The sequence below is a fragment of the Vibrio sp. Isolate34 genome, from assembly GCF_022397915.1.
In the GTDB taxonomy this organism is placed as follows: Bacteria; Pseudomonadota; Gammaproteobacteria; order Enterobacterales; family Vibrionaceae; genus Vibrio.
This window is the reverse complement of the sequence record NZ_JAKEUO010000014.1, coordinates 1-26,984: the sequence shown is the minus strand read 5'-3', so window position 1 is coordinate 26,984 and position 26,984 is coordinate 1. Positions and strand designations below refer to the sequence as shown.

The window sequence follows — 26,984 nt, the reverse complement described above, 5'->3', positions numbered from 1 at the left end:
CCTAACCTTGCAAGCTGTAACCGTTAAAGGTCTTAAGCTTCGGTTTCGTTTGTTGTTTCAGGCTCGCTAGGCAAGTCTGCAAATACTTGAGTCGGTTTTGCGACTAAGTTACGGTTTTCCTGATTAACTTCTGAGAGAACTACTTCTAAAACGTCTCCCAGTTTGTATACCATTTCTTTATCGATAGATACAGTGCCCATATCACTGTTGCACTCGATTCTCTCTTTATTATCTAGAATGAGAGAACCAGGGATAAATGCCGCAGCACCATTCTCTAGTAAACGAACGCGCATACCCGCACGGTTAATGTCGAAGATCTCTGCTTGGAAGCGAGTTTCTTCTGCTGGAGCGTTCGCCAGAGTGCGAGCATACAACCAATCGCCAACATTACGCTCAGCCATACCGTGGTGACGGCGGTGCAGGGCAAGTTCATCACCGATGGTTTCATCAGGTGTTTGAATTGGCGCTTTACCTAGGATGTGCGCTTTAAGCATACGGTGGTTGATCATGTCACCGTATTTACGGATTGGAGATGTCCAAGTCGCGTAAATGTCTAAACCCATCGCGTAGTGAGGTGCAGGCTCATTGCTGATCTCGCTATACGCTTGGAATTTACGAATACGGTTGTCGTAGTAGTTGTTGTCTAAAGAACCCAACCAACGACGTAGCGTTGCGAATCCTTCAAGAGAAACGATTTGCTCTTCAGTGAATGGTGTTTCCGCTTGCGGGTTCACCAGTTCAAGAACGTCAGCGACTTTCTCAGCCTTGAAACCAGAGTGGCAGTTAAACACACCTTGGTTGAAGCTCTCTTTTAACACTCGACCTGCACAGATGTTTGCACTGATCATCGACTCTTCAACTAACTTGTTCGCGCTACGACGCATGTCAGCGTGAATAGCAACAACATCGTTATCTTCGCTCAGTTCAAAGCGGTAGTCAGGACGGTCAGGGAACACAACAGCGTTTGCTGAGCGCCATGCTGAACGAGCTTGAGCGAATTGATGAAGGTCAGAAACAATCGCAGCGATCTCTTCTGATGGCTGCCACTTCTCTGAAGCCCCCGTTTCTAGCCAGTCTGATACGTTGTCGTAAGCAAGACGAGCGTGAGACTTGATGTTTGCCACGAAAAAGTTGATGTCATCGCCGATAACGCCATCTTTAGATACCGTTACTGTGCAGCAAAGAGCAGGGCGAACTTCGTTTTCGATAAGTGAACATAAGTTGTCTGCGAGGTCACGAGGCAACATTGGGATGTTACGACCCGGAAGGTAAATCGTGAAACCACGCTCACGAGCCACTTTATCCATCGCATCATCAGGAGAGATGTAAGCCGTAGGATCAGCAATCGCGATAGTCAGTTCAAAATCACCGTTGTCTTTCTTCTTCGCGTAAAGCGCATCATCCATATCTTTTGTGCTTTCACCATCGATGGTCACAAAAGGTACGTGCGTCATGTCTACACGTTCAAGATCGGCGTCATCATTGATCTGCCAGTTGTCGATGCCTGCAGGCTCGCTGTTGGGTAGGTCGTTTTGTGCCAGCGTAACCCACCAAGGAGCGATCTTGTCATCAGCGTCTGTGATTTTTTCAGAGATCTGAGCCAAGAAGCCGTTGTCACCTTTTAATGGGTGTTGAACGATGTGAGCAACAACCCAGTCACCTTCTTTAAGCGTTTCAGGGTTTAAGCCCTTCATTGCTTTCGCTTTAAGTTGCAGCTTTTTCAGTTGCGGGTGATCAGGAACAACGTTCAAGCGGCCTTTGAAAAGCTTAACTCGTGCAATAAAGCGAGTAAGACCTTGTTCAACCAATTCCTCTGGCTCTGCTACTTCGCGCTCTTTCTCGGTGCGAATGATGGCAATCACCTTGTCACCGTGAACACATTTCTTCATGTACGGAGGCGGGATAAAGAAGCTTGTTTTGCTATCAACTTCGAGAAAACCAAAGCCTTTTTCAGTGGCTTTGATAGTACCTTCCTTTTTAGGGAGGGTTTCTTGGATTTGCTGCTTGAGCTGAGCGAGTAGAGGATTATCTTGAAACATCTTACTTTTATCTAACGAGAACAATTGAGCACACTATAATCATTGCGAGGCTCGATTACTACTTAAAGCCGAAGTGAGCGTAAATTAATTGTCGGCTTATTTAACTAGGTCAATTTGGTGGATGTCCTTCGCTATGACGAGATATTCATCAACTTTTGACGATATGATAGCCAGTATTGATATAAAACCGAAAAATATGTGATGTATTTCAATTTTTTCTGGCTTTTTTTATGCATTTAGGGAATAATCCGCCTCCCTTAGACGTCCCTAATGGCTTGAAGTGTTTTATTACTGCTTCGTAACTCTGAATGGAATCAGTATCTGATTGGATCAGTATTGGAATTGATAGAGCTCCCGGGACCTTTTGTTTACTTATATATAGTGGGATCCCAATGTCCGAATCTGTAATTCAATTTAATGAATTAGCCCTAAACGATAACATTCTTTCAGCTCTTGATAGCATGGGTTTCGTTTCTCCGACTCCAATCCAAGCAGCAGCTATTCCTCTTCTACTTGAAGGCCGTGACGCACTAGGTAAAGCACAGACTGGTACTGGTAAAACAGCAGCATTCTCTCTGCCTTTACTTAACAAAATCAACCTAAACCAACACAAACCACAAGCAATCATCATGGCTCCTACTCGTGAGCTAGCGATTCAAGTTGCTGCGGAAATCAAAAACCTTGGCCGTGATATCAAAGGTCTTAAGGTTATTGAAATCTACGGTGGTGCATCAATCGTTGACCAAATGCGCGCTCTAAGCCGCGGTGCTCATATTGTTGTTGGTACTCCAGGTCGTGTTAAAGATTTACTAACTCGTGACCGTCTACACCTAGATGAAGCACACACATTTGTTCTTGATGAAGCAGATGAAATGCTAAAAATGGGCTTCGTAGATGACGTTACTTGGATCCTAGAGCAAGCTCCAGAAACTGCACAACGTGTACTTTTCTCTGCAACTATGCCTCCAATGGTTAAGACTATTGTTGACCGTTACCTACGTAACCCTGCACGAGTTGACGTTGCTGGTACTAACCACACAGTTGACAAAGTAGCGCAGAACTTCTGGGTTGTTAAAGGCGTAGAAAAAGACGAAGCTATGTCTCGTCTTCTAGAAACTGAAGAAACTGACGCGTCAATCGTATTCGTACGTACTCGTCAAGACACTGAGCGTCTAGCTGATTGGCTATCTGCACGTGGCTTCAAAGCTGCTGCACTGCACGGTGATATTCCTCAGTCTCTACGTGAGCGCACTGTTGATCACATCAAACAAGGTGTTATCGATATCCTAGTTGCAACTGACGTTGTAGCACGTGGTCTTGATGTTCCACGTATCACTCACGTATTCAACTACGACATCCCATTCGATGTTGAATCTTACATCCACCGTATCGGTCGTACTGGCCGTGCTGGACGTAAAGGTAAAGCGATCCTACTAGTTCGCACTAACCAAATTCGCATGCTTCGCACTATCGAGCGCGTAACTAAGTCATCTATGGAAGAAATCCAACTTCCTCTACGTGACCAAGTTGCTGCAGCACGTGTTGCTAAGCTTGGCGCTGAACTTGAAACAGAGAAAGAAAGCAAAGCTCTAGAAAACTTCGCAGGTCTTATCTCTACACTTCAAGAGTCTCTAGAAGTTGATGCTGCTACTCTAGCTGCAATGCTTCTTAAGCGTCAGCAAGGTAAGAGCCCACTATTCTACGTTGGCGAAGACCCAATGATCGCTGCTATTGAGCGTGACAAGAACCGTCGCAAAGAGCGTCGTGAAGACCGTGAAAATGGTCGTGGCGATCGCAACTTCAATACGCAAGATTGGGATACTTACCAACTACAAGTTGGCCGTGAGCAAGGCGTTCAGGTTAAAGACATCGTTGGCGCACTAGCAAACGAACTTGGCCTAACTAAAGGTTCTATCGGTGCTATCAAGCTAGACCAAGGTTCTACTTACGTTCAACTGCCAAAAGCAATGAACTCTGAAACTGCTGGTAAGCTAAGCAAACTTCGTATTCGTCAAAAAGAAGCTGGCGCTGTAGTTGTTGATTTCAATGACTTCCGTGAGCCTCGTCGTGGCGGCGGTGGTCGTGATGGCAACCGTGGTCGTGGCGGTCGTGATGGCGGCGGCTACCGTGGTAACCGTGAAGGCGGCAACCGCGAAGGTGGCAACCGTGAAGGCGGTCGTGGTGGATACCGTGGCAACCGTGATGGTGCACGCGATGGTAACTCTGCTGGTGGTCGTGATGGCGAACGTCGTTTCGACCGTAACCGTGGTGGCGATCACCGTGGTAACTACCGTGGCGAACGTGGCCATGGTAACGGCAATGGCGGCGGTAACCGTGGTCGTCGTCCAGAGCGTAACGAAGGTTAATCAACCTTTCGCTTAGACGCTTTAGTCTAGACACTGAATTTAAAAGCCGAGCGTAATGCTCGGCTTTTTTGTGCCTGCTCGTTCATCTTCCCGATTGTGCTGCCCGCATTTGAAGCAAACCATTCAAACTCCGTGATTGACTGTCTTCGCCGATAACTAAGCTCAAAATGATTAAACCAATTTCAAGGTGACGTGAAGTGAGCATCAACTGCCGTTAGCGTGGCTGTATGGCGTTGTAAGGCTATACTTAAATCACGTGCTACAAGATTCGGCGAAATGTATCAAGGTCACTTAATTTGCCGTGTAGAAGGCTTATTGGAGCGGGAGAGCTTTTGGGAATCGCAGGTGTTTAATGGGGGGAATTTCACTATTTTATCTCGTGAAATGAGCTTCCAGACCGAATCCGCCAAATCGATTAAATCAAGTTAAAAATAACGTTAGCATTCGTTTGCGATACTCGTTTATCAATTTTCTTATTCAACTATTTTTTAATTTCGCTCTCGAAATAAATGAATTAATGACTAAGATCAACTTAATTGTGTTCATTTAGTGATTTTTTCAAAACAAAAGTTGAAAGATTCAAAAATTATTGAATAATGGGCTTAACTAAAATTGAAGTAAACACTTCATCCAATTCGTACTGAAACAGGATCCATATCCAATGTCTAATTCGTTTGTTCTGGTTATTAACTCGGGTAGTTCATCCCTAAAATTTGCTGTAATCGATTCTGTTTCTGGTGAAGCAGTATTAAATGGCCTAGGGGAGTGTTTTGGTCTTGAAGATGCTCGTATGAGCTGGAAATACCAAGGCGAGAAAACTGAAATTGCCATTCAAGGTGAAGATAACCACCACAAAATTGCCATTGGCAAATTGGTTGGCCTGATGGAAGACCTAGGCTTCACGGCAGATATCGTGGCTATCGGTCACCGTATCGTTCACGGCGGTGAGAAGTTCACTCAAACCGTTCGCATTACTGAAGAAGTAACGAATGAAATTGAAAGCCTATCTGACCTAGCTCCACTTCATAACCCAGCAGGTGCTATCGGCATCCGTGCTGCAATTGAAGCTTTCCCTTCTTTACCTCAGTTCGCTGTATTTGATACTGCTTTCCACCAAACAATGCCTCAACGTGCATTCACTGGTGCAATCGCAAAAGAGCTATACACAGACTTCGGTGTACGTCGTTACGGTTTCCACGGCACTAGCCACTACTTCGTTAGCCGTGAAGCTGCGAAGATGGTTAACAAACCAATCGAGAAATCGAGCTTCATCTCTGTTCACCTAGGTAACGGCGCATCTGTATGTGCTATTAAAGACGGTAACAGTGTTGATACTTCTATGGGCTTCACACCGCTTTCTGGCCTAATGATGGGCACACGTTGTGGTGACCTAGACCCAGGCATCATCGAGTACCTACTTAAGAAAGGTTGGTCACAAGAGCAAGTCTTCAACTCTCTAAACAAGGAGTCTGGCTTCCTTGGCGTGTCTGGCCTTACGAGCGATGCTCGTGGCATTTTAGAAGCAATGGAAGAGGGTCATGAAGGTGCTAAGTTAGCATTTGAGGTGTTTACTTACCGCGTATCAAAATACATTGCTTCTTACCTAGCAACTCTAGATTCTTTAGACGGAATCATCTTCACTGGCGGTATCGGTGAGAACTCTCTACCAATTCGTCGTGAGATCTTAAACAACCTTAAGATTCTTGGTTTTGTTGAAGATGTAGCTGGAAACGAAGCCGCTCGCTTTGGCGCTGAAGGCATCATCGCGAAGTCTGAAATGCTAGACGCTGTAGCAATGGTTATCCCAACCAACGAAGAATTCGTTATTGCTCAACAGTCGGTAGAACTTCTGTAATAGAATCTAAGAAAATCAGATAATGAAAAGCGAGCCCTAGTGGCTCGCTTTTTTATTTTATATGTTCGTTAAAAACCATCACGAGCGATACTTCCTTCGCTTCGCAAACCTTGGAGTCTAGGAGGCTAGTGCTGTACGTTTAACTTGTACATATGTGGGCGCAGCAAAGCTTAAAGTGCCAACCTCTGTTCTTATCATTAGATTTTCGTCTTGTGCTTACCGCGACTTACTACGTCATTTTGTATCCTAATCTAAGCTTAAGAAAAAAGAAAAAAGAAAAAAGAAAAAAGAAAATATACAACGAATCCAATTAGATACTATTGTTTGATAAACAGGCGATAATTTAGTTGGGTAAACAAAAATGAGAGAGAATATAAAAGTACTACCAATACACATACACCTTACGGTGATAATCCTTTTCATTGTTGTTATCGCATCAGGCGTTCAGATTTTTGTTACGAACAAAGGTCTCTCAACACTCATTTTAGAAGCGAACAGTAAGCTATTTGATCGTATTGAATTAGAGACGAGGTACAAACTTAATAGCCATTATGGCACGGCGTTTTCTGCATTAAGCTCATTTGCACAAGCTGAAAGAACTCAAGCTTCAGATCTTGAAGAGAGAGAGTTGTTACTGCCAAAGATAATCTACCTCTTAGACCAGTTCCCACACATCGTTTCCTACACTTTTTACTATCCATCTGGTGATTTATTTAAAGTAATTCACCTTGATAAGACAACGGTGCGTCAACACTTGACTGTAGACCCAAACACCCAGTATTTGCTTATACATACTAAAGGCGAAGCGCTACATACCAAGGGGCTTGATAGTAAGTTTCAAGAAACACATCCTGTGGACTTAAATATTGATACGTTACTAGCCAATACTCTTAAATGGGAGCAGTTGAAAACTCTCAATGGCAACACGGTTTCCAAACCGATGCCTATTATAGGGAAGGACTTGCTTGGTATCACCGTTTTCAGGAAGAGCGATGATGGCACCGTTATTACTGCTGGAGTTCTATTGGAAGACTTGCAGTCTTCTTTGAAAGACACTCTAACGACCAATTCATCGCTAAGAGCGTTGTATAACGATGAAGGTGATGTTTATGCCATGATTGAAAATAAAGGTTTGAATGAGCCCAAAAATCCAACAGCAGATGATTTGAGAACTAATGTACTTTTAAGCTTATTAGATAAAGATCATAATCAGGGAGTATTGGGTGAGTTTGAATTTAAAGGAGAGAGTTGGATCGGGAAAGTTGTCACAATCAAGCCCTTGAATAGTAGCCATATTCACTTGTTAATGGCGACTAAAACTGCAGACTTGTTTGATACCGGTTTGCTAATCAAAAACCAAACGATTTACGCGTCACTTTTGATCCTCATTCTTATGTTGCCAGTTATTTATGTGGTGTCCACATACATTTCTAAGCCTATCCAGCGATTAACAAAAAGAGCTCTAGAAATAGAACGCTTTAGGTTTGATGAGACACCTCTAGACGACAGCTTTATTCGAGAAATTCATGAACTCAACCATGCTCAAATGTCAACCCAAGAAACTATCAAGCAGTTTATTTCTCTAACAAACAACATAGCTAAACCAGAAAATTTAAACGATATGCTTAGTTTAGTATGTCGCGATACGGCTCACGCTGTTGAAGCCAATGGAGTGTTTCTGTACCTGTTAGATGTTGAGGCAAAAAGCTTGGTTCCAAAGTTTGTCTGGTGGGAAGGCGTTGAAGATAACAAGTTGCAAGCTAAGGATGTGCCGGTGACTGATGCAAGCCGCTTTATTCAAGAGATCTTTATTGCAAAAAAGCCAGCTATTTTCAATGTCAACGAACTTCCGCGTGTTGAGTTTGATTGGGATAAGGAAGATACCGCAGAAATTGTTTGTATACCACTTTCCAGTCGTTCCGGAGAGGTAATCGGTTCTTTTGGTGTTTTATACGAGAATGGAAGAGCGGCAGAACATTACGACCTATACTCAGAGTATCTAAAAACGCTGTTAGGATTTACGTCAGTCACCATAGAAACGCACAATATGCTTGATGTTCAAAAGGCATTATTAGACTCATTCATCCAAGTATTTGCAGGATCTCTAGATAAAAAATCGCCATATACCGGTAACCACTGTCAAAGAGTTCCAATAATCACGCAGTGGTTAACGCAGGCTGCGCAAGAATCTGAGAATGAGGTATTTCGTCACTTTTCTCTCTCTCCTAAGCAATGGGATGAACTGAAGATGGCGAGCTGGTTACACGACTGTGGCAAGATAACGACTCCAGAGCATGTCGTCGATAAGGCTACGAAGCTGGAAACTATTTATAACCGCATTCATGAGATACGAATGCGTTTTGAAGTGCTTAAAAGAGAGAGTGAAATAGACTTAATTAAAGAAAATGTAACCCGCTTACCGGATGAATTTTACGAGCAATTAAAGCAGCGTCATGAGGAAATTGATGAAGACTTTGAGTTTATCGCGAGACTCAATCTTGGAAGCGAGTTCGTCAACGATGAAGCACTCGATCGTTTAAAGGGGATTGCTGCTAAGACTTGGACGCGCACCCTAAGTAAAAACATGGGTATATCATGGGTAGAAATGCAACGTCATGAAGATGATTTTGAACTACCTGTTAGTGAGCCGTTATTAAGTGATCGCCCTGAACATCTGGTCCCTTGGGACTTCCCTCCAACCAACGAAGAGCGTTTTATTCTGAAGCCAACCACTTATCAGGCTAATATGGGGGAGGTATACAACTTATCTATTCAACGAGGAACCTTAACCGATGAGGAAAGGTTCATCATAAATGATCACATCATTCAAACTATTCAGATCCTCGAATCTCTACCTTTTCCAAAGCACATGAGTAATGTGTCTAAGATCGCTGGAGGACACCATGAAAAAATAGATGGGACAGGTTATCCGATGGGACTTAAGGGGGATGATATGCCGATTACCGCAAAAAGTATGGCAATTGCAGATGTATTTGAGGCACTAACCAGTGCTGACCGACCATATAAAAAAGCGAAATCGTTGTCAGAATCGATCCAAATTATGAGCTTTATGGTGGAAGACAACCACTTAGATAGAGATTTGTTTGAGTTATTCCTCACGTCTGGAGTGTATAAACGATTTGCGGACGAATTTATGGCTTCGAGTCAAATTGATGTCGTAGATATTCAACAATATGTTCGAAATTAGACCGGCAACAAGCTGAATTTTTTATTTTAAATTCAGATTGTTACCTTGCAGAAATGTAAAAAATGTATCAATCTTATTCCATAAGCATGGATAAGGATTGTGTATGCACGCAAGTTCAATGAAAAACAAAGGGGTAGTAGGAAAAGTTCTACTGCCTTCTTTGCTTATAAACCTTCTTTCTCTCGCCGTTCCGCTAACGGTTTTACAAATTTACGATCGTATCTTACCCAACCAGAGTTATGGGACTGCCACTCTGTTATTAGCGGGTGCGACGTTGGCTGTCGCTATGGAAGCGCTAATCCGGTTTGTGCGAACTTGGCTTTTGTCTGCCGCAGCCAGTAACACCGAGAAAGCGACTTACCAAACCTTGGTTGAAAGAGTAACAACGGCTTCATCAGGCCACCTTCGTAAGGTCGGTGTAGGTGGTGTAGAAGAGGGGCTAGGATCGGTATCCAAAGTTAAGGATTGGTATTCTGGTGGGGTGATCGCAGGCTTTATCGATTTGCCTTTTGCATTGATTTTTTTGGGGCTGGTGGCATATATCGGCGGTGAGCTAGTGGTGATACCTTTGGCAGTTTGGCTCATCACGCTTGGCATTGTTTGGTTATCTTCTATTCGTGTTAAAAGCCTAAGTGAAGAAGCTTCCCAAGATGAGCAGGAGCGGAAAGCGTTCTTGATTTTACTGAGCCAAACCATTCAGGGAATCAAACGTCAGGCAGTAGAGTCTCGAATCTTCAATCAGTTTAAATCTCTTAATAATGTTCGCTCCCAGTCTAAAGCGAGAGAAGAGGAACAGAATGCCTTCGCCCAAGAATGTATTCAGCTTGCGGCATTAGCTACCTCAGTTCTACTCGTGATTACTGGTAGCTTGTGGGTGTTAGATGGTCAATTGACCACAGGAGGGTTGGCAGCATGCTCTATCTTATCAGGCAGAGCGGTTGCGCCTTTAAGCGCTCTGGTTGGGGTTCGAATCAAGCTTAATTCAATACACAGCGCCAATCAGGCAATAGAAAAATTGAGTGACTTATCGCGATTTGAGTCTTCGGATTTTAAGCAACCTGAGAGCCATGTGTCTGATTTTGAGACGTTAGAAATCAAGCAAGCGACCGTTGAAAGATACGGTGAACTCGCTCATGCCGATGTCACACTGAATAAAGGTGAATTGGTGTTGTTAGAGAGTGAAGAACGCCACACTAACAGTCATTTATTGTCGTCGATTGCTTGTATTGATGATCTGAAGGCGGGTGAGTGCTCCATTAATGGAACTGCTGTTTCAATCGCGTCCGTAACCAATATTGCGGCCTACTGTGGCGTGAAAGGGCAATTGGTGTCGGGGACTATTCTCGACAACTTGTGTGGGTTTGATCCTGAGAGAACACATAGCGCCAGTGACTATGCTAAGCGTTTGGGTTTAACCAAGGAAATTACTCGATTACCTGATGGATTAGAGACACTCATTGGTCATGCGAGTGCTTCATTATTGAGTATGGGCAACGTGAAAATGCTCAATATCGCGACTCAACTAGCCAGTGATAAACCCATTATTATGCTAGAAAGACCGGATTCTTCACTTGATTTAGATGCCCTTGGAAATCTAGCTAAGGTGTTGGAAGAAGAAGTGACGGCAGGACGAACGATATTGATGGTTAGCTATCATTCGAAACTTCGTGAACTAGCCAATCGGATCATTACAGTGGAAAGTCGAGCTATTACCGAACAAAGAGTGAGCAATCAGGAGGCCATCGTATGAATCGTTTAGATGCTAGCAACCGAGCAGACACGAATGGTCAACAAGAGATGATGAAGCCTATAGAAAATGCAAGCCTTTCGGCTCTTAAACAGTTGGAAGTTAATGCGAATATCCAGTTGTTCGCACATCAATGGGTCGATGAAAATGGCATTGAATCAATTGACGATATGTTTGCTCTGTTCGATAGGCTTGCTTTGCCCTATCGCTTGGTTGCCAACCTAGATGAAGTTGGCGAGCATAAATTGGTTTTACTGGTACTTGGTGAAAATGAGCTGGTTTCTGGTCATTTAGAATCCAAGCAATTTATTGCTTTTAATGCCAATGACGACATCACCGATGTCCCTCAGTTTTGCATCGTTATCGAAGGCCCACCATTGGAGAAAGCCTCTGCTGATTGGGTTGGCGAACGGCTAGATGCGTTTCGTCCCATCATTCCGAAATTGTTGTTGGTCAGTTTTATCACCAACTTGTTTGCACTTGCCGTTCCCTTCATCACGATGTCGATTTATGACCATGTGATTGGTGGTGATGCAGGCCATGAGTTGCAAGGTATCGCCATTGGCGCTGCCTTATTGTTTGTGATGATGGGTTGGTTAAGAACATTGCGCAGTCGAGTGTTTGCTTCAGTGTCTAACCGAGTCAGCCGCGAGATATCTCAATCTCTTGTGCTGCGACTATTAAGAAATAGCTATGCTCAAAACCAGCAAACTGCCTCTTCTAGTCAACAAAACCAAGTGATGTTATCTGAGCGTATTTCAGGTGTGCTATCGGGGCCATTAGGTAATGCGTTGTTTGATTTGCCTTTCATTGCCATTTTTGTGCTTGCGATAGGTGTGCTAGGTGGATGGCTGGTACTGGTTCCAATCGTCTCTTTGGTTCTATATTACCTATTCGCTAAGCGTTCGATACGCTCGAGTAGCAAGCGCTCAATGCAATCGACGGTAGCAGGCACTAATCGTCAAAATATGACGAATGAGTTGTCGTCTAAGCTTGCCTTTATTCGTAGTGCTGGGTTTTCAGAGTACTGGATCCAGCGTTTCAAAAAGGCCAATCTACTTGCCTCTACGGTGACGTTTAATCAATCGGTTCTGCAAAGTCGATACACATCTATTTATTACTTTATAGGAGTGGGATCAACATTGGCTGTCATGGGCTTAGGTATTGGACTTATTTTCGAACAGGTGATGACGCCCGGTGGTTTGATTGCATCAATGATGCTGATATCCAAAGTGACTGGGCCTGCGCAGGTGTTAGCCAACAGCGCGATGCGTTTTAATAGCTTTAATCAATCTAAGCTGCAGGTAAATCGTATACTGTCTCAGCCTTCTGAACGTGAATTCAGTTACCAGCATCATCCATTGCCAACGGTTGCTCCGAACTTGAAGTTAGATCAAGTGACTCTCCGTTACCCTAAGCAGAGTCGCCCTGCATTGAATGGAGTAAGTTTTGATGTTGAAGCTGGCGATATTGTGGCGATCACCGGCCCTTCTGGGAGTGGCAAATCGACATTAATTGAAGTGTTGTCCGGTTTACAGCCTATTCAAAACGGCATGGTAGAGCTGAAGGGGGTAAATCTTGCTCAGTACGATCCGCAACTCTATCGACACTGGTGTTTTATTCGCGCAGCTTACCCCGACTTACTTACCTTGAGTATTCGAGAATGGTTGAGCGATGGGCATAAAGTTGAAGAGCAGAAAATGATATCTGCCATTGATATGGTAGGGGGCAAGCGCTGGTTCTCCACATTACCAGATGGACTGGATACCTCTATCAGTAGCATCCAACCGGATAGTTTATTTGACATGTTGTCAGGTACTGTCGCTCAGATTCTCATTGACGCGAAGGCTTTGGTGTATGACTACCCGATGTTCCTAATGGATAATCCTGTGCCTGATGGACATCCCAATGCTAAACGTGTATTCGGTGAGTTTTTGGCAGCCAAGAAAGGAAAAGCAACGGTGATCTATACGTCGCATGATCCTGATTTGATTAAGCTTGCTGATAAAGTCGTGGTGCTAGATGAAGGTGCTGTGGTTTATGCTGGTCCTCTGGAGCAGCCATCAGAGCCTCAAGAGCAGCAGTTATCTGACACACAACAGTTACCACAGGAACAATCAGAGTCTAAGCAAGGAGTCGCGAATGACTAAACAACCTATCGAGAAGGGCAAGCGCTACGGTGAACTTGTGGAATCACAAAATACGGCTCGTACCTTGTCATTGGCGACGTGGTCAGTTGCTTTGTGTGTTATCGCTTTTGCCACTTGGTCTGTCGTCACCCAAGTTGATGAAATTGCCAAAGCCAAAGGCGCAGTAATTCCAGAAGGCGAGAAGCAAGTATTACAAAGCGCGATCGGTGGTAAATTAAAGCAAATTCTCGTTAAAGAAGGTCAGTTGGTCGAGAAAGGTCAGCCTCTTGTTGAGTTTGATGCGACCTTCCAACGTACTGCTCTTGAAGAATTGAAATCTCAACAAGTGACGCTTCTCGCCAGTGTAGAGCGTATGAATGCTCTGCTTGAACAACGTGAGCCAAACCTTGCTGAGTTTGAGGTTGATTATCCAGAGATCGTTAGTCAACAAAAAGCGCAGTTAAATGCACAAAAAGCCCTCTATTTTCAAAAGCGCGTGGTACTTGAGAAAGAGAGTGAGCAGATTGCAGAGCAACTTCGCAGTGTAGATAAGTCATTACCTAGCTACGAGAAAGAGCTGAATGCGACCAAGCAAGAGTTGAACATACTGGAGAAGGGGTATAAAGCAGGTAACATTTCACGTTTACGTGTCCTTGAAATGCGACAAAAACTGGCCAGTATTGAACAGAAAATCGAAGAAGCTCGTGGTAAGAAAGCAGTGTTAATCAAGCAAGCAGACAGTACAGAGCAAAAAATTGAACAGCTTTTAGCAGAGGCAAAGGCGAAAGTCAGTGACGATCGTTCTAAAGCGGTATCTGACTTGTCTGCACTGAATGCCAGAGTTCGTTCAAGCCAAGCTAAATTAACCAACACTATGTTGGTGTCACCGCTACAAGGCTTGGTGCAAAGCCTGCCAAGTACACAGAACGGTGGTGTTATTCAGCCGGGCGGGACTGTCGTTGAAATTGTTCCTGTTGGTGGGAAAGCCGACTTTAAAGCTCGCTTGTCGCCAAGAGATATTGGTTTTGTGAGTGTGGGGCAACCGACTCGTATTAAGATTGATGCGTTTGATTACAGTCGCTTTGGGGCACTAAAAGGGGAGGTAGAGAGTATTTCACCGACCACAAGTCAAAGCGAACGTGGTGAAATCTATTATGAAGTTGTGGTATCGGTTGATACACCATACTTCCGCGATAATCCGGAAAGCTTTTCTATTTTGCCTGGTATGACGGGTGAGGTAGACATCACTACTGGTGAGAAGTCAGTATTCCAGTATCTTTGGAAGCCGATTTACACCAATGTCAGTGTCGCCTTTGGTGAAAGGTAATCGTGATGAAGAGTCGTTGAGAGTAAACGAGTACAAAAACAGCAAAGCCGAAAAAGGGAGCACATCATGTGCTCCCTTTTTGGTTTCCATTTTCTTTGTTCTGTATGTTCATTAGAGGAGATTACGGGAGCAGACAGCACTCCCAATCTTACTTACTTGATGTTATGGATTAGGGTCTATGTCTGGCAGCCCGTCTATGTCGTTGTGATGGTGATGCTCATCATCTTGATTGTGGTTGACGTTCCCATCATGGTGTTCCAGCGCGTCTGACATATCCAAGTGCGCTTGGTCATGTGTTGCTGCCTCTTGTTGGTCGACTTGTGCAAGTACGATGTCCATATCAGCAGGTTGATCGTCAACTGTTGTCGATGTCGCGTCGGGTTTAATGCCCAGAGCATCTAAATAAGAAGACACACCATTATGATGGTCTTTTTGTTCTGCCTCTTGGTGAGCGTATTGGATTAAATCCAGGTAGCTGTCACCAATGGGGGCCATGCCAACTTCTGAGTCAACAAAGACATCAGGCTCATCATGCTGAACCAGAGAAGAAGGAGTCGGATGTAACGTGTGAGTGGCAGGAGTGATAGTCATATCAACCACCTCGGTACCAATATTTAGTTTACCGCTATTCCCGGGCCCATGACTGAGTATTTGCACATTAACATGGGCGACAATTTCATCTTGATTTGTGCCCTGTAAAGCGACTTCGAACTTATCTTCATGCTGACCGAGACCAGAAGCACTGCCATGTGGACCAGTATGAACATTGGCCTGCTCTTGATAATGTAAATCTCCCGTTTGAGGGTCAATAGTTAACGTACCATATTGCCCATGATGACTGGTCACATATTGTCCATTGGGTAAATGGATCCGCCAACCGCTTTGTGCTGTTGGTACCGGAGTTAACGATGGTAATAGTGGTGGAACCCCAAGCGTACCAGATACTTGGTGGCTTCCCGATGGTGGTCTGACAATGATAGGTTCAGGAATAGCGCTTGCAGCGAAACCTTGGCTACCTGTGGTATTACCGTGTTCGTCAGTCATTGTTGCTTGTACATTAGAGCCAGGATGAACTTCAATTTGTATTCCATGCTGTAGAGTATGAGCATCTAATACATGATCCTGACCGTTAACGACAAGATGCTCACCGATTTTGGCATCACCAGGAGGCGTAACGGTTGCTGTGATCGTATTTGCCTGTCCTCGGGCGATTTCAGCTTTGCTGTATAAGTTGTCTGCCCCTGCGTTTTCAAAAGTAATCGTAGGAATGCTAACCTGTGTATCAACTTGGTAAGTAACATCTGCACTGGCATGAGCGCTATTACCAGCACTATCTGTTACCGCTACTGATGCCTCTATTTTTTGGTCAGCATCGGCAATGAGTTCACTGCCAGGTACGGCAATTGAATAGTGTCCTTTTGCATCGACCACGCCAGTATGCTGTGTCCCATTTACATCTAAAGTCACAATGTCGCCTGCATTATAATCGCCAGAAACGGATCCGGTGATGTCAATGGAGCTGTTGGATTCTTGAGCATTTATCACATTGTCGGCGGTAATTGGGTCTGTTTGAATACCGACGTGTACTTGTGTATCTATATGGACGGAAAGAAGCGAAGATGTAGCCGGTAGCACTGACGAAGGAGCCAATGCTTTGGCGGATAGATTATGATCGCCCTCCGATAAGCTGCTTACGGCAACACTATATTGACCAGAGGCATCAGATACCGCGTGTCCAATGGGTGTTGAACCATCGTAAATGGTGACTTGCGAATAAGGGATGTCTGTGTGTCCCATGACGGTTGGTGTACTGTCTTTAGTGAGGTTGTCGGTATCGGAGGTACCAGTATCACTCGACGTCGCTAAATCGACGGTAACTGCATTATTTGGTGGAGCAGTTGGCAAACTTGGTTGAGTGCTGGTTACCAATGGATTGGAAGGCACAGAAGTTGAAATCGTCGGTGTTTGTCCTGGTAAAACTGAAACATGGCCGTTGGCATCAAAAGTGATGAATTTCGATGACTCGCCACCGTGATTGTCCGTTACTTTCACTTCAAATATATCGGTGCCATGGTAAGTATGCGTCGCCGCGTTATAACTCATCCCAGCAACCGAACCATTGGCTGTATACACATAGGCACCTGAATCTGGGTCTACAGATAGTGAACCGAATTGCCCTGTTGAACTGACAACAGAGAAGGTATGAGTGTCGTTCACGTCAACATCGGTCTCGGTAAGCGTACCTGTTGTTGGGGTTGTTTGAGTTACCGATAAAACAGGGTCATCGTTGGTGCCATTAATAGTGAGAGTAATCACATGTGGCGTTCCATCTTTTGATTGGATAGTAACGGTATCCGTGAGCGTCTCGCCTGCGCCTAGGCTCTGAACTTCAGGCTTACGGTTATCGATGTAATAGTGCCATCTTCCTTGTTGATCTATTTCTAACTGGCCACCAAGTGCAGATTGATACGGTGCCCAATTAGGATGTGTCGGAGCGCTGATAAGAGTGTGGTAATCAAAGCCTGATTCCCCAGCATCAGGGTCGACGGTTGTAATGTGTCCCTGAGCTTCTAATTTATTTGAGTAGTTGCCTTGTACAGAAGGGTGAACATTTTGATCTTCGGTCACGCTCCCAGTGTCGTCACCTGTAAAGCTAGCGGCATCATTGACTGCGGCTAAGGTCGTGGTCGCCCCGGTGTGGGTTGTTCCACCGTGCGCATCCTTAACGTCATAAGTGAAATGCACTTGGCCATTGAAATTATGGTCTGGAGTGAAGGTAAATGTACCATCTTTGTTGTCGACTACTGTGCCGTGATCTACTAGTAAATTGGCAATAGAAAGTTGGGCGGTATCGTTAGTATCAACGTCTACGGTGTTCGCTAATAATTCAGTTGCTGTGATGGTTTGAGGGAGATCTTCTTTTCCGCTGTTGAGCTGAACTTCTGAAGAGCAGTAAGGGCGGTCATTGTCGCCATGAATGGTGATATGAATGTCGTGAGTGGTACCATCAGCCGATTTGACAGTGACGGTATCTGTTATTGATTCACCTTGACCGAGATGATCAATCTTTCTCCCCGTTGCGTCTTGGCCTATGGAAGCGTAGTAGCTCCAATCTCCGTTACTCTGCAGTATGACCTCACCGTAGGTGCCATGATAAACGCCGTTTTGAGCATGGCCTTCGCCTGTGTCTGCGTCGACTATGTTGAGATGTCCTTCCGTGTGGATTTCGTCATTCCACAACTTACCTATATTTCCATGCATGTGATCAGGCGAACGATCACCTACATGGCTTCCAGACATTTTACCGTCAGGTGCTGTGTAGGTGTGCCCTTCATGGACGTCACCAGTATCACGGCCAGTGAACTGTGCAGCATCGCTAACCGCGTCAATATGTAATGTATTCGTTGCTTCTACAGAGCTAGCATGTCCGTCATTAACGGTAAATTTAAACTGAACATCGCCGTTAAAGTCAGTGGCTGGGACAAATTGGAGTTTGGCAATATCGGAAGCAGAAATACTCTGACCTGCCGTGATGTCGTGCCCATCAAGCACAAACTTACCCTGAGCTGCTGGTGGAAGATCAGTAATGGCGATTGAGTGCAACGTATCGCCCGTATCAACATCGTTGAATCCGAACTGACTCGCCTGCATTTGATAGTGTGTATCTTCAGTGCCATGTGCAAGTGTTGTCGCAGTGATGGTCGGTCGATCATTGGTGCCTGTAACCGTTATTGTTATATCGTGGGCAGTATGGTCTGCAGAATAAACACGATATACAACCTTTTCTACTTCACCTTCAGCTAATGATTGCAAGCGACTGTTGGCTACTTCGTACCCCCAAGCACCATTTGGTGTTATGCGCAAAAATCCACCAAAGGGGTCGTGTATCGCCTGTTCTCCTAATAATCGGTTTACCTGAAAATGGTCTTGCCCTGCATCAGGATCAGTTACCCTCAACAAACCCGATGCAGCGACAGGATGTAATGAACTGTGACCAACATTATTATCTTCAATAATCGTTCCGGTATTATCGCCAGAAATTACAGCAGAATCACGGGTAGGAGCGAGAGTTATTGAGGCTGATGTAGAGACACTTCCACCATGTGCATCCTGCACATCATAGGTAAAAGAGACATTCCCATTGTAATCTTGGCTCGGGTGAAAGGTGAAGGTTCCGTCGTGATTATCGGTGATATTGCCATGATCAGCGATAAGATTTGCTACAGAGAGCTTCCCTACATCATTGTGGTCGATGTCTGTAGCATTGGCGAGTAAATCAGAAGCGTGTAGAACGACATCTGTATCTTCAGTTCCTGCAGGAAGAGTTATTACCGAAGAAACCTTAGGGTCATCATTTGTACCGTGGATTGTGATCTGAATTTCATGACTTGTTCCATCGACACTGTGGATCGTCACCTTATCGACAAGAGTCTCTGTTGACCCAAGATTTTGAATTTCTGGTTTACGATTATCAATTGTATAAGTATAAGTACCATCTTGTTGTAAAAGTACCCACCCACCCATTTTTGTATCATAGCCAATTCCGTGATAGGTGTAGCCTCTTTGAATATCAAATTGAGCTTCACCTTGGTCGGGGTCTACAATATCTAATTTGCCATCAAAATGAAGATTATATTGTGTATCGATATAACCACGATCTTCTGTCACATTTCCGTGATCAACTCCAGTAATAGTCGCAGCATCACCAGTTGCTTGTAAATGTAAATTCGCGCCTGTTGGTGTAACGCCACCATGAGCATCTTTGACGTCATAAGTGAAATGCACTTTACCGTTGAAATCATGGTCTGGAGTGAAGGTGAAGGTTCCATCGTGATTGTCTTGAATCGAGCCATGGTCAGCATGCAAATTAGCGATAGTGAGCTTACCTGCATCGTTGGCGTCAACGTCAACAGTATTTGCCAATAACTCGGTTGCTGTGATGGTTTGAGTTAGGTCTTCTTTTCCTGAATTAAGCTGTACTTCGGAAGCGCAGTAAGGTCTGTCGTTGCTACCGTGAATCGTAATGACAATATCGTGCGATGTACCATCTTTAGAATATACGGTAATGGTGTCAGTCAGAGTTTGATTTTCACCAAGCTGGTCGATGGTCGTTCCTCGGGTGCTTGAGAGCCCACCAGTGCTACGAATCTGTCCCGTATCAGCGTGATAAAACCAAGTTCCGTCTTTTCGAAGAAGTAGGTCACCATATTGACCAGAATAATTAAAGCCGAGTCCGTGTGTATCAAACTCCGCCTCTCCTGTATCAGTGTCTGAAATAGTAAGTTTGCCATTGGCTTTAATAGTACTTCGTACTAAGTGTGCCATGCCCGGTTGAGCATAATCTGGGGACATGTTCTGTCCAGCATTACCTTCGGTTACGTCACCCGTGTCGACACCGCCAATAACGGCAGAGTTATTAACCCCTGTAATCGTAATTGAGAGGTTTTGAGTGCTGCTCGCATTATGTTCGTCTGTGACTGTTACGGGGACAGTCAACGTCTTCGTGATACCTGATGCTAACGATTGGTAGCTAGAGTGAGCAGGGCTGAAGCTATAACTGCCATCTGGGTTAACCACCAAACCATCAACCTGAGGTGCGCTGTAAATTAAGGTCGCACCTGTATCTATATCTTGGCCAACCATTTGTCCATGTAGAATGCTTCCACCTTCAGTCACAGAGTGAGACTGTGCACTGATGGTAGGGGCGTCGTTGGTACCATGAACCGTGAGCTCTATCGTATGCGTTGTACCATCTGCTGAACGTATAACAGATGAATCGTGTTTAACTTCACCTTGCGCTAAGTTCTGTATGTTGCGGTTGTCGAGCGTATAGGTGTAGTGACCATCGCGCATTAGCAGTATATGACCACCTAATTTGGTGTCGTAGCCAATACCTTGATAGGTTTGCGGGCCAATGTTCGGATCAAACTGAGCCTCTCCCGCATCAGGGTCTTGGATATTTAATTTGCCGTCGTAATGTAATTTATAGTGGGTGTCTATATAACCGCGATCTTCAGTCACTCCCCGTAAGTCAGCATTAGTTTGTGCGTCGGTAATAATCGCGTTATCTGGAGTTGCGGTAAGGTCAAACTTAGCTTGAGTACTAACGCTACCACCATGACCGTCAACTACATCATAGGTGAGTCGAATTTCACCATTGAAATCTTTGTCTGGCGTGAAGGTATAAGTGCCGTCTTTATTATCAGTCAGGCTACCGTGTGTCGCTTGTAGATTCGTCACATGCAAAACATCGCTACTATCAACATCGCTTGCATGCGTTAGCAAATCAGAAGCTTTTATGGTTACAGGTTGATCTTCTTTGCCTGCAGGAAGCTGAGTCCACGCACTGACAATTGGTTTGTCGTTACTACCTTGCACATCAATAACGATTTTATGAGGGACTGTTGCTCCAGCTGAATCGGTAACGGTGATCCAGAATGATTCAGACTGACGTTCACCAGCCGCGAGCTTATCCGCTGCACCACCGGTCGAATTGTCTAGCTGATAGTGCCAATGTCCATTCTGATCAATCGACAGTGTTCCCCAACGGCCTTGTGGTTGATTGATTGCCCACGTAATAGTGTCAGACTTATCTATATCAGTTGCGATTAAACTCCCTGTCGCATCGGGGGTTCCTGCCGTGTTCAAACCCTGATCGATCACAGCGCCACTTGACGTTCCGGAGATAGTAGGGCTGTCATTGGTGCCGTTAATCGTCACTTTAATTGTTGACTGAGTGCCATCGACAGAGGTGACCGTAAATGTTTCTTCGACTTTGTCGCCAACGTTGAGTTGGTTGAATGCGCTGTTAGCAGTGAATGTCCAATGACCATTGGCATCAATAGTAAGGTCGCCGTTAGTGCCGCTGATCGCATCAGGAGTGAAGGCGTTATCCGGATTATCGACATCGGTACTGGTTAGGGTACCAGAGGTGGTGATTGCGGAGTCCGTTTCATCAACAGTCACCGTCGCACTGCTTACACTAGCTGCATCATTAGTACCGTTAATGGTCACTTTAATGGTGGATGGAGTGCCATCGACAGAGGTGACCGTAAAGGTCTCTTCGACTTTGTCGCCAACGTTGAGTTGGTTGAATGCGCTGTTAGCGGTGAACACCCAATGACCGTTGGCATCAATGGTCAAATCACCGTTGGTACCGTGCTGAGTTGAAGCAGTAAAGGCATTGTCTGGGTTATCGACATCGGTGCTGGTTAGGGTGCCAGAGGTGGTGATTGCCGTGTCAGTTTCATCGATAGCCACAGTCTCACTGCTGACCGTAGCTGCATCATTGGTGCCGTTGATGGTGACCTTAATGGTCGATGGTGTGCCATCAACTGAAGACACAGTGAAAGTCTCTTCAACCTTATCGCCGACATTCAATTGATTAAACGCGCTGTTAGCAGTGAACGTCCAATGACCATTGGCGTCCATGGTTAGGTTACCGTTTGTGCCGCTGATCGCATCAGGAGTGAAGGCATTATCCGGATTGTCGACATCGGTGCTGGTTAGGGTGCCCGAGGTGGTGACGGCTTTATCCGTTTCATCAACCGCCACAGTCGCGCTGCTGACCGTAGCTGCATCATTGGTGCCGTTAATCGTCACTTTAATTGTTGACTGAGTGCTATCGACAGAGGTGACCGTAAATGTCTCTTCGACTTTGTCGCCAACGTTCAGTTGGTTGAACGCGCTGTTAGCGGTGAACACCCAATGACCATGGGCATCAATGGTTAAGTCGCCATGGGTGCCCGAGATCGAATCAGGGGTAAAGGCATTATCTGGGTTATCGACATCGGTGCTGGTTAGGGTACCAGAGGTGGTGATTGCGGAGTCCGTTTCATCAACAGTCACCGTCGCACTGCTTACACTAGCTGCATCATTAGTACCGTTAATGGTCACTTTAATGGTGGATGGAGTGCCATCGACAGAGGTGACCGTAAATGTTTCTTCGACTTTATCGCCAACGTTGAGTTGGTTGAATGCGCTGTTGGCGGTGAATACCCAATGACCGTTGGCATCAATGGTCAAATCACCGTTGGTACCGTGCTGAGTTGAAGCAGTAAAGGCATTGTCTGGGTTATCGACATCGGTGCTGGTTAGGGTACCAGAGGTGGTGATTGCCGTGTCTGTTTCATCGATAGCCACAGTCTCACTGCTGACGGTCGCCGCATCATTGGTGCCGTTGATGGTGACTTTGATGGTTGACCGAGTGCCATCAACAGAGGTGACCGTAAAGGTCTCTTCGACTTTGTCGCCAACGTTCAGTTGGTTGAACGCGCTGTTAGCAGTGAACACCCAATGACCATTGGCATTAATGGTTAAGTCGCCATGGGTGCCCGAGATCGAATCAGGGGTAAAGGCATTATCTGGGTTATCGACATCGGTGCTGGTTAGGATGCCAGAGGTGGTGATTGCGGAGTCCGTTTCATCGACGGCGACAGTTGCACTGCTGACTTTCGCAGCATCATTAGTACCGTTAATGGTCACTTTAATTGTTGACTGAGTGTATTAAGTTGGTTAAAGGCGCTGTTAGCGGTGAATACCCAATGACCATTAGCATCGATGGTTAAGTCACCATGAGTCCCTGTGATCGAATCTGGCGTAAACGCGTTGTCAGGGTTATCGACATCGGTGCTGGTTAGGGTGCCCGAGGTGGTGACGGCTTTATCCGTTTCATCAACGGCGACAGTTGCACTGCTGACTTTCGCAGCATCATTAGTACCGTTAATGGTCACTTTAATTGTTGACTGAGTGCCATCGACAGACGTTACCGTAAAGGTCTCTTCGACTTTGTCGCCGACATTCAGTTGGTTGAATGCGCTGTTAGCGGTGAATACCCAATGCCCATTAGCGTCAATGGTTAGGTTACCGTTTGTGCCTGTGATGGCATCTGGCGTAAACGCATTGTCTGGATTATCGACATCGGTACTGGTTAGCGTGCCTGAAGTGGTAATGGCCGTATCGGTTTCATCTACCGCAACAGTGGCCGTGCTAACCGTCGCTTTATCATTGGTGCCATTGATGGTGACCTTAATGGTCGATGGTGTGCCATCAACAGACGAGACGGTGAAGGTTTCTTCTACTTTATCGCCGACATTCAATTGATTAAACGCGCTGTGGGCCGTGAACGTCCAATGCCCATTAGCGTCAATGGTTAGGTTACCGTTTGTGCCTGTGATGGCATCTGGCGTAAACGCATTGTCTGGATTATCGACATCGGTACTGGTTAGCGTGCCTGATGTGGTAATGGCCGTATCGGTTTCATCCAAAGCCACGGTGGCACTGCTGACGGTCGCAGCATCGTTGGTGCCATTGATGGTCACTTTTATAGTGGATGGTGTGCCATCAACAGACGAGACGGTGAAAGTCTCTTCAACCTTATCGCCAACGTCTAATTGATTGAAGGCGCTGTTGGCAGTGAATACCCAGTGACCGTTGGCATCAATGGTCAAATCACCGTTGGTACCGTGCTGAGTTGAAGCAGTAAAGGCGTTATCCGGATTATCGACATCGGTGCTGGTTAGGATGCCAGAGGTGGTGATTGCGGAGTCCGTTTCATCAACCGCCACCGTCGCGCTGCTGACCGTAGCTGCATCATTGGTGCCGTTGATGGTCACTTTTATATGCTGTTGGCGGTGAACACCCAATGACCATGGGCATCAATGGTTAGGTCGCCGTTTGTACCTGTGATCGAATCCGGGGTGAAGGCGTTATCCGGGTTATCAACGTCGGTGCTGGTTAGGGTACCTGAAGTTGTTATTGCTGAGTCAGTTTCACCAACAGACACTGTCGCACTGCTGACGGTCGCCGCATCGTTGGTGCCATTGATGGTGACCTTAATGGTCGATGGTGTGCCGTCAACTGAAGACACAGTGAAAGTCTCTTCAACTTTATCGCCAACGTTTAATTGATTGAAGGCGCTGTTAGCAGTGAACGTCCAATGCCCATTGGCGTCCATGGTTAGGTTACCGTTTGTGCCTGTGATGGCATCTGGCGTAAACGTACTGTCTGGATTATCGATATCGGTACTGGTTAACGTGCCTGAACTGGTAATGGCCGTATCGGTTTCATCCACAGCCACGGTGGCACTGCTGACGGTCGCAGCATCGTTGGTGCCATTGATGGTGACCTTAATGGTCGACGGTGTGCCATCAACAGACGAGACGGTGAAGGTTTCTTCTACTTTATCGCCGACATTCAATTGATTAAACGCGCTGTTGGCCGTGAACGTCCAATGCCCATTAGCGTCAATGGTTAGGTTACCGTTTGTGCCTGTGATGGCATCTGGCGTAAACGCATTGTCTGGATTATCGACATCGGTACTGGTTAGCGTGCCTGAAGTGGTAATGGCCGTATCGGTTTCATCTACCGCAACAGTGGCCGTGCTAACCGTCGCTTTATCATTGGTGCCRTTGATGGTCACTTTTATAGTGGATGGTGTGCCRTCGAYAGAGGTGACTGTGAATGTCTCTTCAACYTTGTCGCCSACGTTCAGTTGGTTGAACGCTCTGTTAGCGGTGAACACCCAATGACCATTGGCATTAATGGTTAAGTCGCCATGGGTGCCTGAGATCGAATCAGGGGTAAAGGCATTATCTGGGTTATCGACATCGGTGCTGGTTAGCGTGCCCGAGGTGGTGACGGCTTTATCCGTTTCATCGACGGCGACAGTTGCACTGCTGACTTTCGCAGCATCATTAGTACCGTTAATGGTCACTTTAATTGTTGACTGAGTGCCATCGACAGACGTTACCGTAAACGTCTCTTCAACCTTGTCACCAATATTAAGTTGGTTAAAGGCGCTGTTAGCGGTGAACACCCAATGACCATTGGCATTAATGGTTAAGTCGCCATGGGTGCCCGAGATCGAATCAGGGGTAAAGGCATTATCTGGGTTATCGACATCGGTGCTGGTTAGGGTGCCCGAGGTGGTGACGGCTTTATCCGTTTCATCAACCGCCACAGTCGCGCTGCTGACGGTCGCCGCATCATTGGTGCCGTTGATGGTCACTTTTATAGTGGATGGTGTGCCATCGACGGACGTTACCGTAAAGGTCTCTTCGACTTTGTCGCCGACATTCAGTTGGTTGAATGCGCTGTTGGCAGTGAATACCCAATGACCGTTGGCATCAATGGTCAAATCACCGTTGGTACCGTGCTGAGTTGAAGCAGTAAAGGCATTGACTGGGTTATCGACATCGGTGCTGGTTAGGGTGCCAGAGGTGGTGATTGCCGTGTCTGTTTCATCGATAGCCACAGTCTCACTGCTGATGGTCGCCGCATCGTTGGTGCCATTGATGGTGACCTTAATGGTCGATGGTGTGCCGTCAACTGAAGACACAGTGAAAGTCTCTTCAACCTTGTCACCAATANTCGTTGGTGCCATTGATGGTGACCTTAATGGTCGATGGTGTGCCGTCAACTGAAGACACAGTGAAAGTCTCTTCAACCTTGTCACCAATATTAAGTTGGTTAAAGGTGCTGTTAGCAGTGAACGTCCAATGACCATTGGCATCAATGGTCAAATCACCGTTGGTACCGTGCTGAGTTGAAGCAGTAAAGGCATTGACTGGGTTATCGACATCGGTGCTGGTTAGGGTGCCAGAGGTGGTGATTGCCGTGTCTGTTTCATCGATAGCCACAGTCTCACTGCTGATGGTCGCCGCATCGTTGGTGCCATTGATGGTGACCTTAATGGTCGATGGTGTGCCGTCAACTGAAGACACAGTGAAAGTCTCTTCAACCTTGTCACCAATATTAAGTTGGTTAAAGGTGCTGTTAGCAGTGAACGTCCAATGACCATTGGCGTCCATGGTTAGGTTACCGTTTGTGCCGCTGATCGCATCAGGAGTGAAGGCATTATCCGGATTGTCGACATCGGTACTGGTTAACGTGCCTGAAGTGGTAATGGCCGTATCGGTTTCATCTACCGCAACAGTGGCCGTGCTAACCGTCGCTTTATCATTGGTGCCATTAATCGTGACCTTAATGGTCGATGGTGTGCCATCAACAGACGAGACGGTGAAGGTTTCTTCTACTTTATCGCCGACATTCAATTGATTAAATATGCTGTTGGCGGTGAACACCCAATGACCATGGGCATCAATGGTTAGGTCGCCGTTTGTACCTGTGATCGAATCCGGGGTGAAGGCGTTATCCGGGTTATCAACGTCGGTGCTGGTTAGGGTACCTGAAGTTGTTATTGCTGAGTCAGTTTCACCAACAGACACTGTCGCACTGCTGACGGTCGCCGCATCGTTGGTGCCATTGATGGTGACCTTAATGGTCGATGGTGTGCCGTCAACTGAAGACACAG

Annotated in this window: 11 protein-coding genes; 6 read left to right on the top strand and 5 right to left on the bottom strand. The window is 45.8% G+C overall.

The genetic code is table 11. From position 1 onward, the window contains the following. Window positions 1–32 precede the first annotated feature (32 nt). Window positions 33–2,039: an exoribonuclease II gene (gene rnb / locus L1D22_RS15165; protein ID WP_239830417.1), complete on the bottom strand. Its 2,007-nt coding sequence runs from the start codon at window positions 2,037–2,039 to the stop codon at window positions 33–35. A 308-nt stretch (window positions 2,040–2,347) separates the two neighbouring features. Between rnb and L1D22_RS15160 the strand changes: the two genes are divergently transcribed. The 6 genes from L1D22_RS15160 (at window position 2,348) to L1D22_RS15135 (ending at window position 14,671) form a co-directional block, all read left to right on the top strand. Further along, the gene (locus L1D22_RS15160) at window positions 2,348–4,405 is read left to right on the top strand and encodes a DEAD/DEAH box helicase (protein ID WP_239830416.1); all 2,058 of its coding nucleotides are present in this window, start codon (window positions 2,348–2,350) and stop codon (window positions 4,403–4,405) included. Window positions 4,406–5,066: 661 nt separating this feature from the next. Beyond that, the gene (locus L1D22_RS15155; protein ID WP_239830415.1) at window positions 5,067–6,260 is read left to right on the top strand and encodes an acetate/propionate family kinase; all 1,194 of its coding nucleotides are present in this window, start codon (window positions 5,067–5,069) and stop codon (window positions 6,258–6,260) included. A gap of 361 nt (window positions 6,261–6,621) precedes the next feature. Next, the gene (locus L1D22_RS15150; RefSeq protein WP_239830414.1) at window positions 6,622–9,468 is read left to right on the top strand and encodes an HD domain-containing phosphohydrolase; all 2,847 of its coding nucleotides are present in this window, start codon (window positions 6,622–6,624) and stop codon (window positions 9,466–9,468) included. 103 nt (window positions 9,469–9,571) lie between these two features. Then, window positions 9,572–11,218 carry an ABC transporter transmembrane domain-containing protein gene (locus L1D22_RS15145; protein ID WP_239830413.1) on the top strand — a complete coding sequence of 549 codons (1,647 nt, stop codon included), beginning with the start codon at window positions 9,572–9,574 and terminating at the stop codon, window positions 11,216–11,218. Next, window positions 11,215–13,365: an ABC transporter transmembrane domain-containing protein gene (locus L1D22_RS15140; protein WP_239830412.1), complete on the top strand. Its 2,151-nt coding sequence runs from the start codon at window positions 11,215–11,217 to the stop codon at window positions 13,363–13,365. Before L1D22_RS15145 ends, L1D22_RS15140 begins: the two co-directional genes overlap by 4 nt. Next, window positions 13,358–14,671 (top strand): HlyD family type I secretion periplasmic adaptor subunit, encoded by a 1,314-nt coding sequence (locus L1D22_RS15135; RefSeq protein ID WP_239830411.1) that lies wholly within the window; start codon window positions 13,358–13,360, stop codon window positions 14,669–14,671. The genes L1D22_RS15140 and L1D22_RS15135 overlap by 8 nt, the downstream gene beginning before the upstream one ends. 162 nt (window positions 14,672–14,833) lie before the next feature. Here L1D22_RS15135 and L1D22_RS22395 read toward each other — a convergent pair whose 3' ends face one another. The 4 genes from L1D22_RS22395 to L1D22_RS15115 form a co-directional block, all read right to left on the bottom strand. Further along, window positions 14,834–23,155, bottom strand: a complete 8,322-nt coding sequence (locus tag L1D22_RS22395) for a VCBS domain-containing protein (protein WP_239830410.1) — start codon at window positions 23,153–23,155, stop codon at window positions 14,834–14,836. Then, window positions 23,152–24,285 (bottom strand): VCBS domain-containing protein, encoded by a 1,134-nt coding sequence (locus L1D22_RS15125; protein ID WP_239830409.1) that lies wholly within the window; start codon window positions 24,283–24,285, stop codon window positions 23,152–23,154. The genes L1D22_RS22395 and L1D22_RS15125 overlap by 4 nt, the downstream gene beginning before the upstream one ends. Before the next feature lie 2 nt (window positions 24,286–24,287). Then, entirely contained in the window at window positions 24,288–26,054 is a 1,767-nt protein-coding gene (locus tag L1D22_RS15120) for a VCBS domain-containing protein (RefSeq protein WP_239830408.1), read from the bottom strand. Continuing rightward, window positions 26,032–26,984 (bottom strand): VCBS domain-containing protein (locus L1D22_RS15115; RefSeq protein ID WP_239830407.1); only part of this gene is annotated, 953 nt, incomplete at its 5' end. The genes L1D22_RS15120 and L1D22_RS15115, both read right to left, overlap by 23 nt.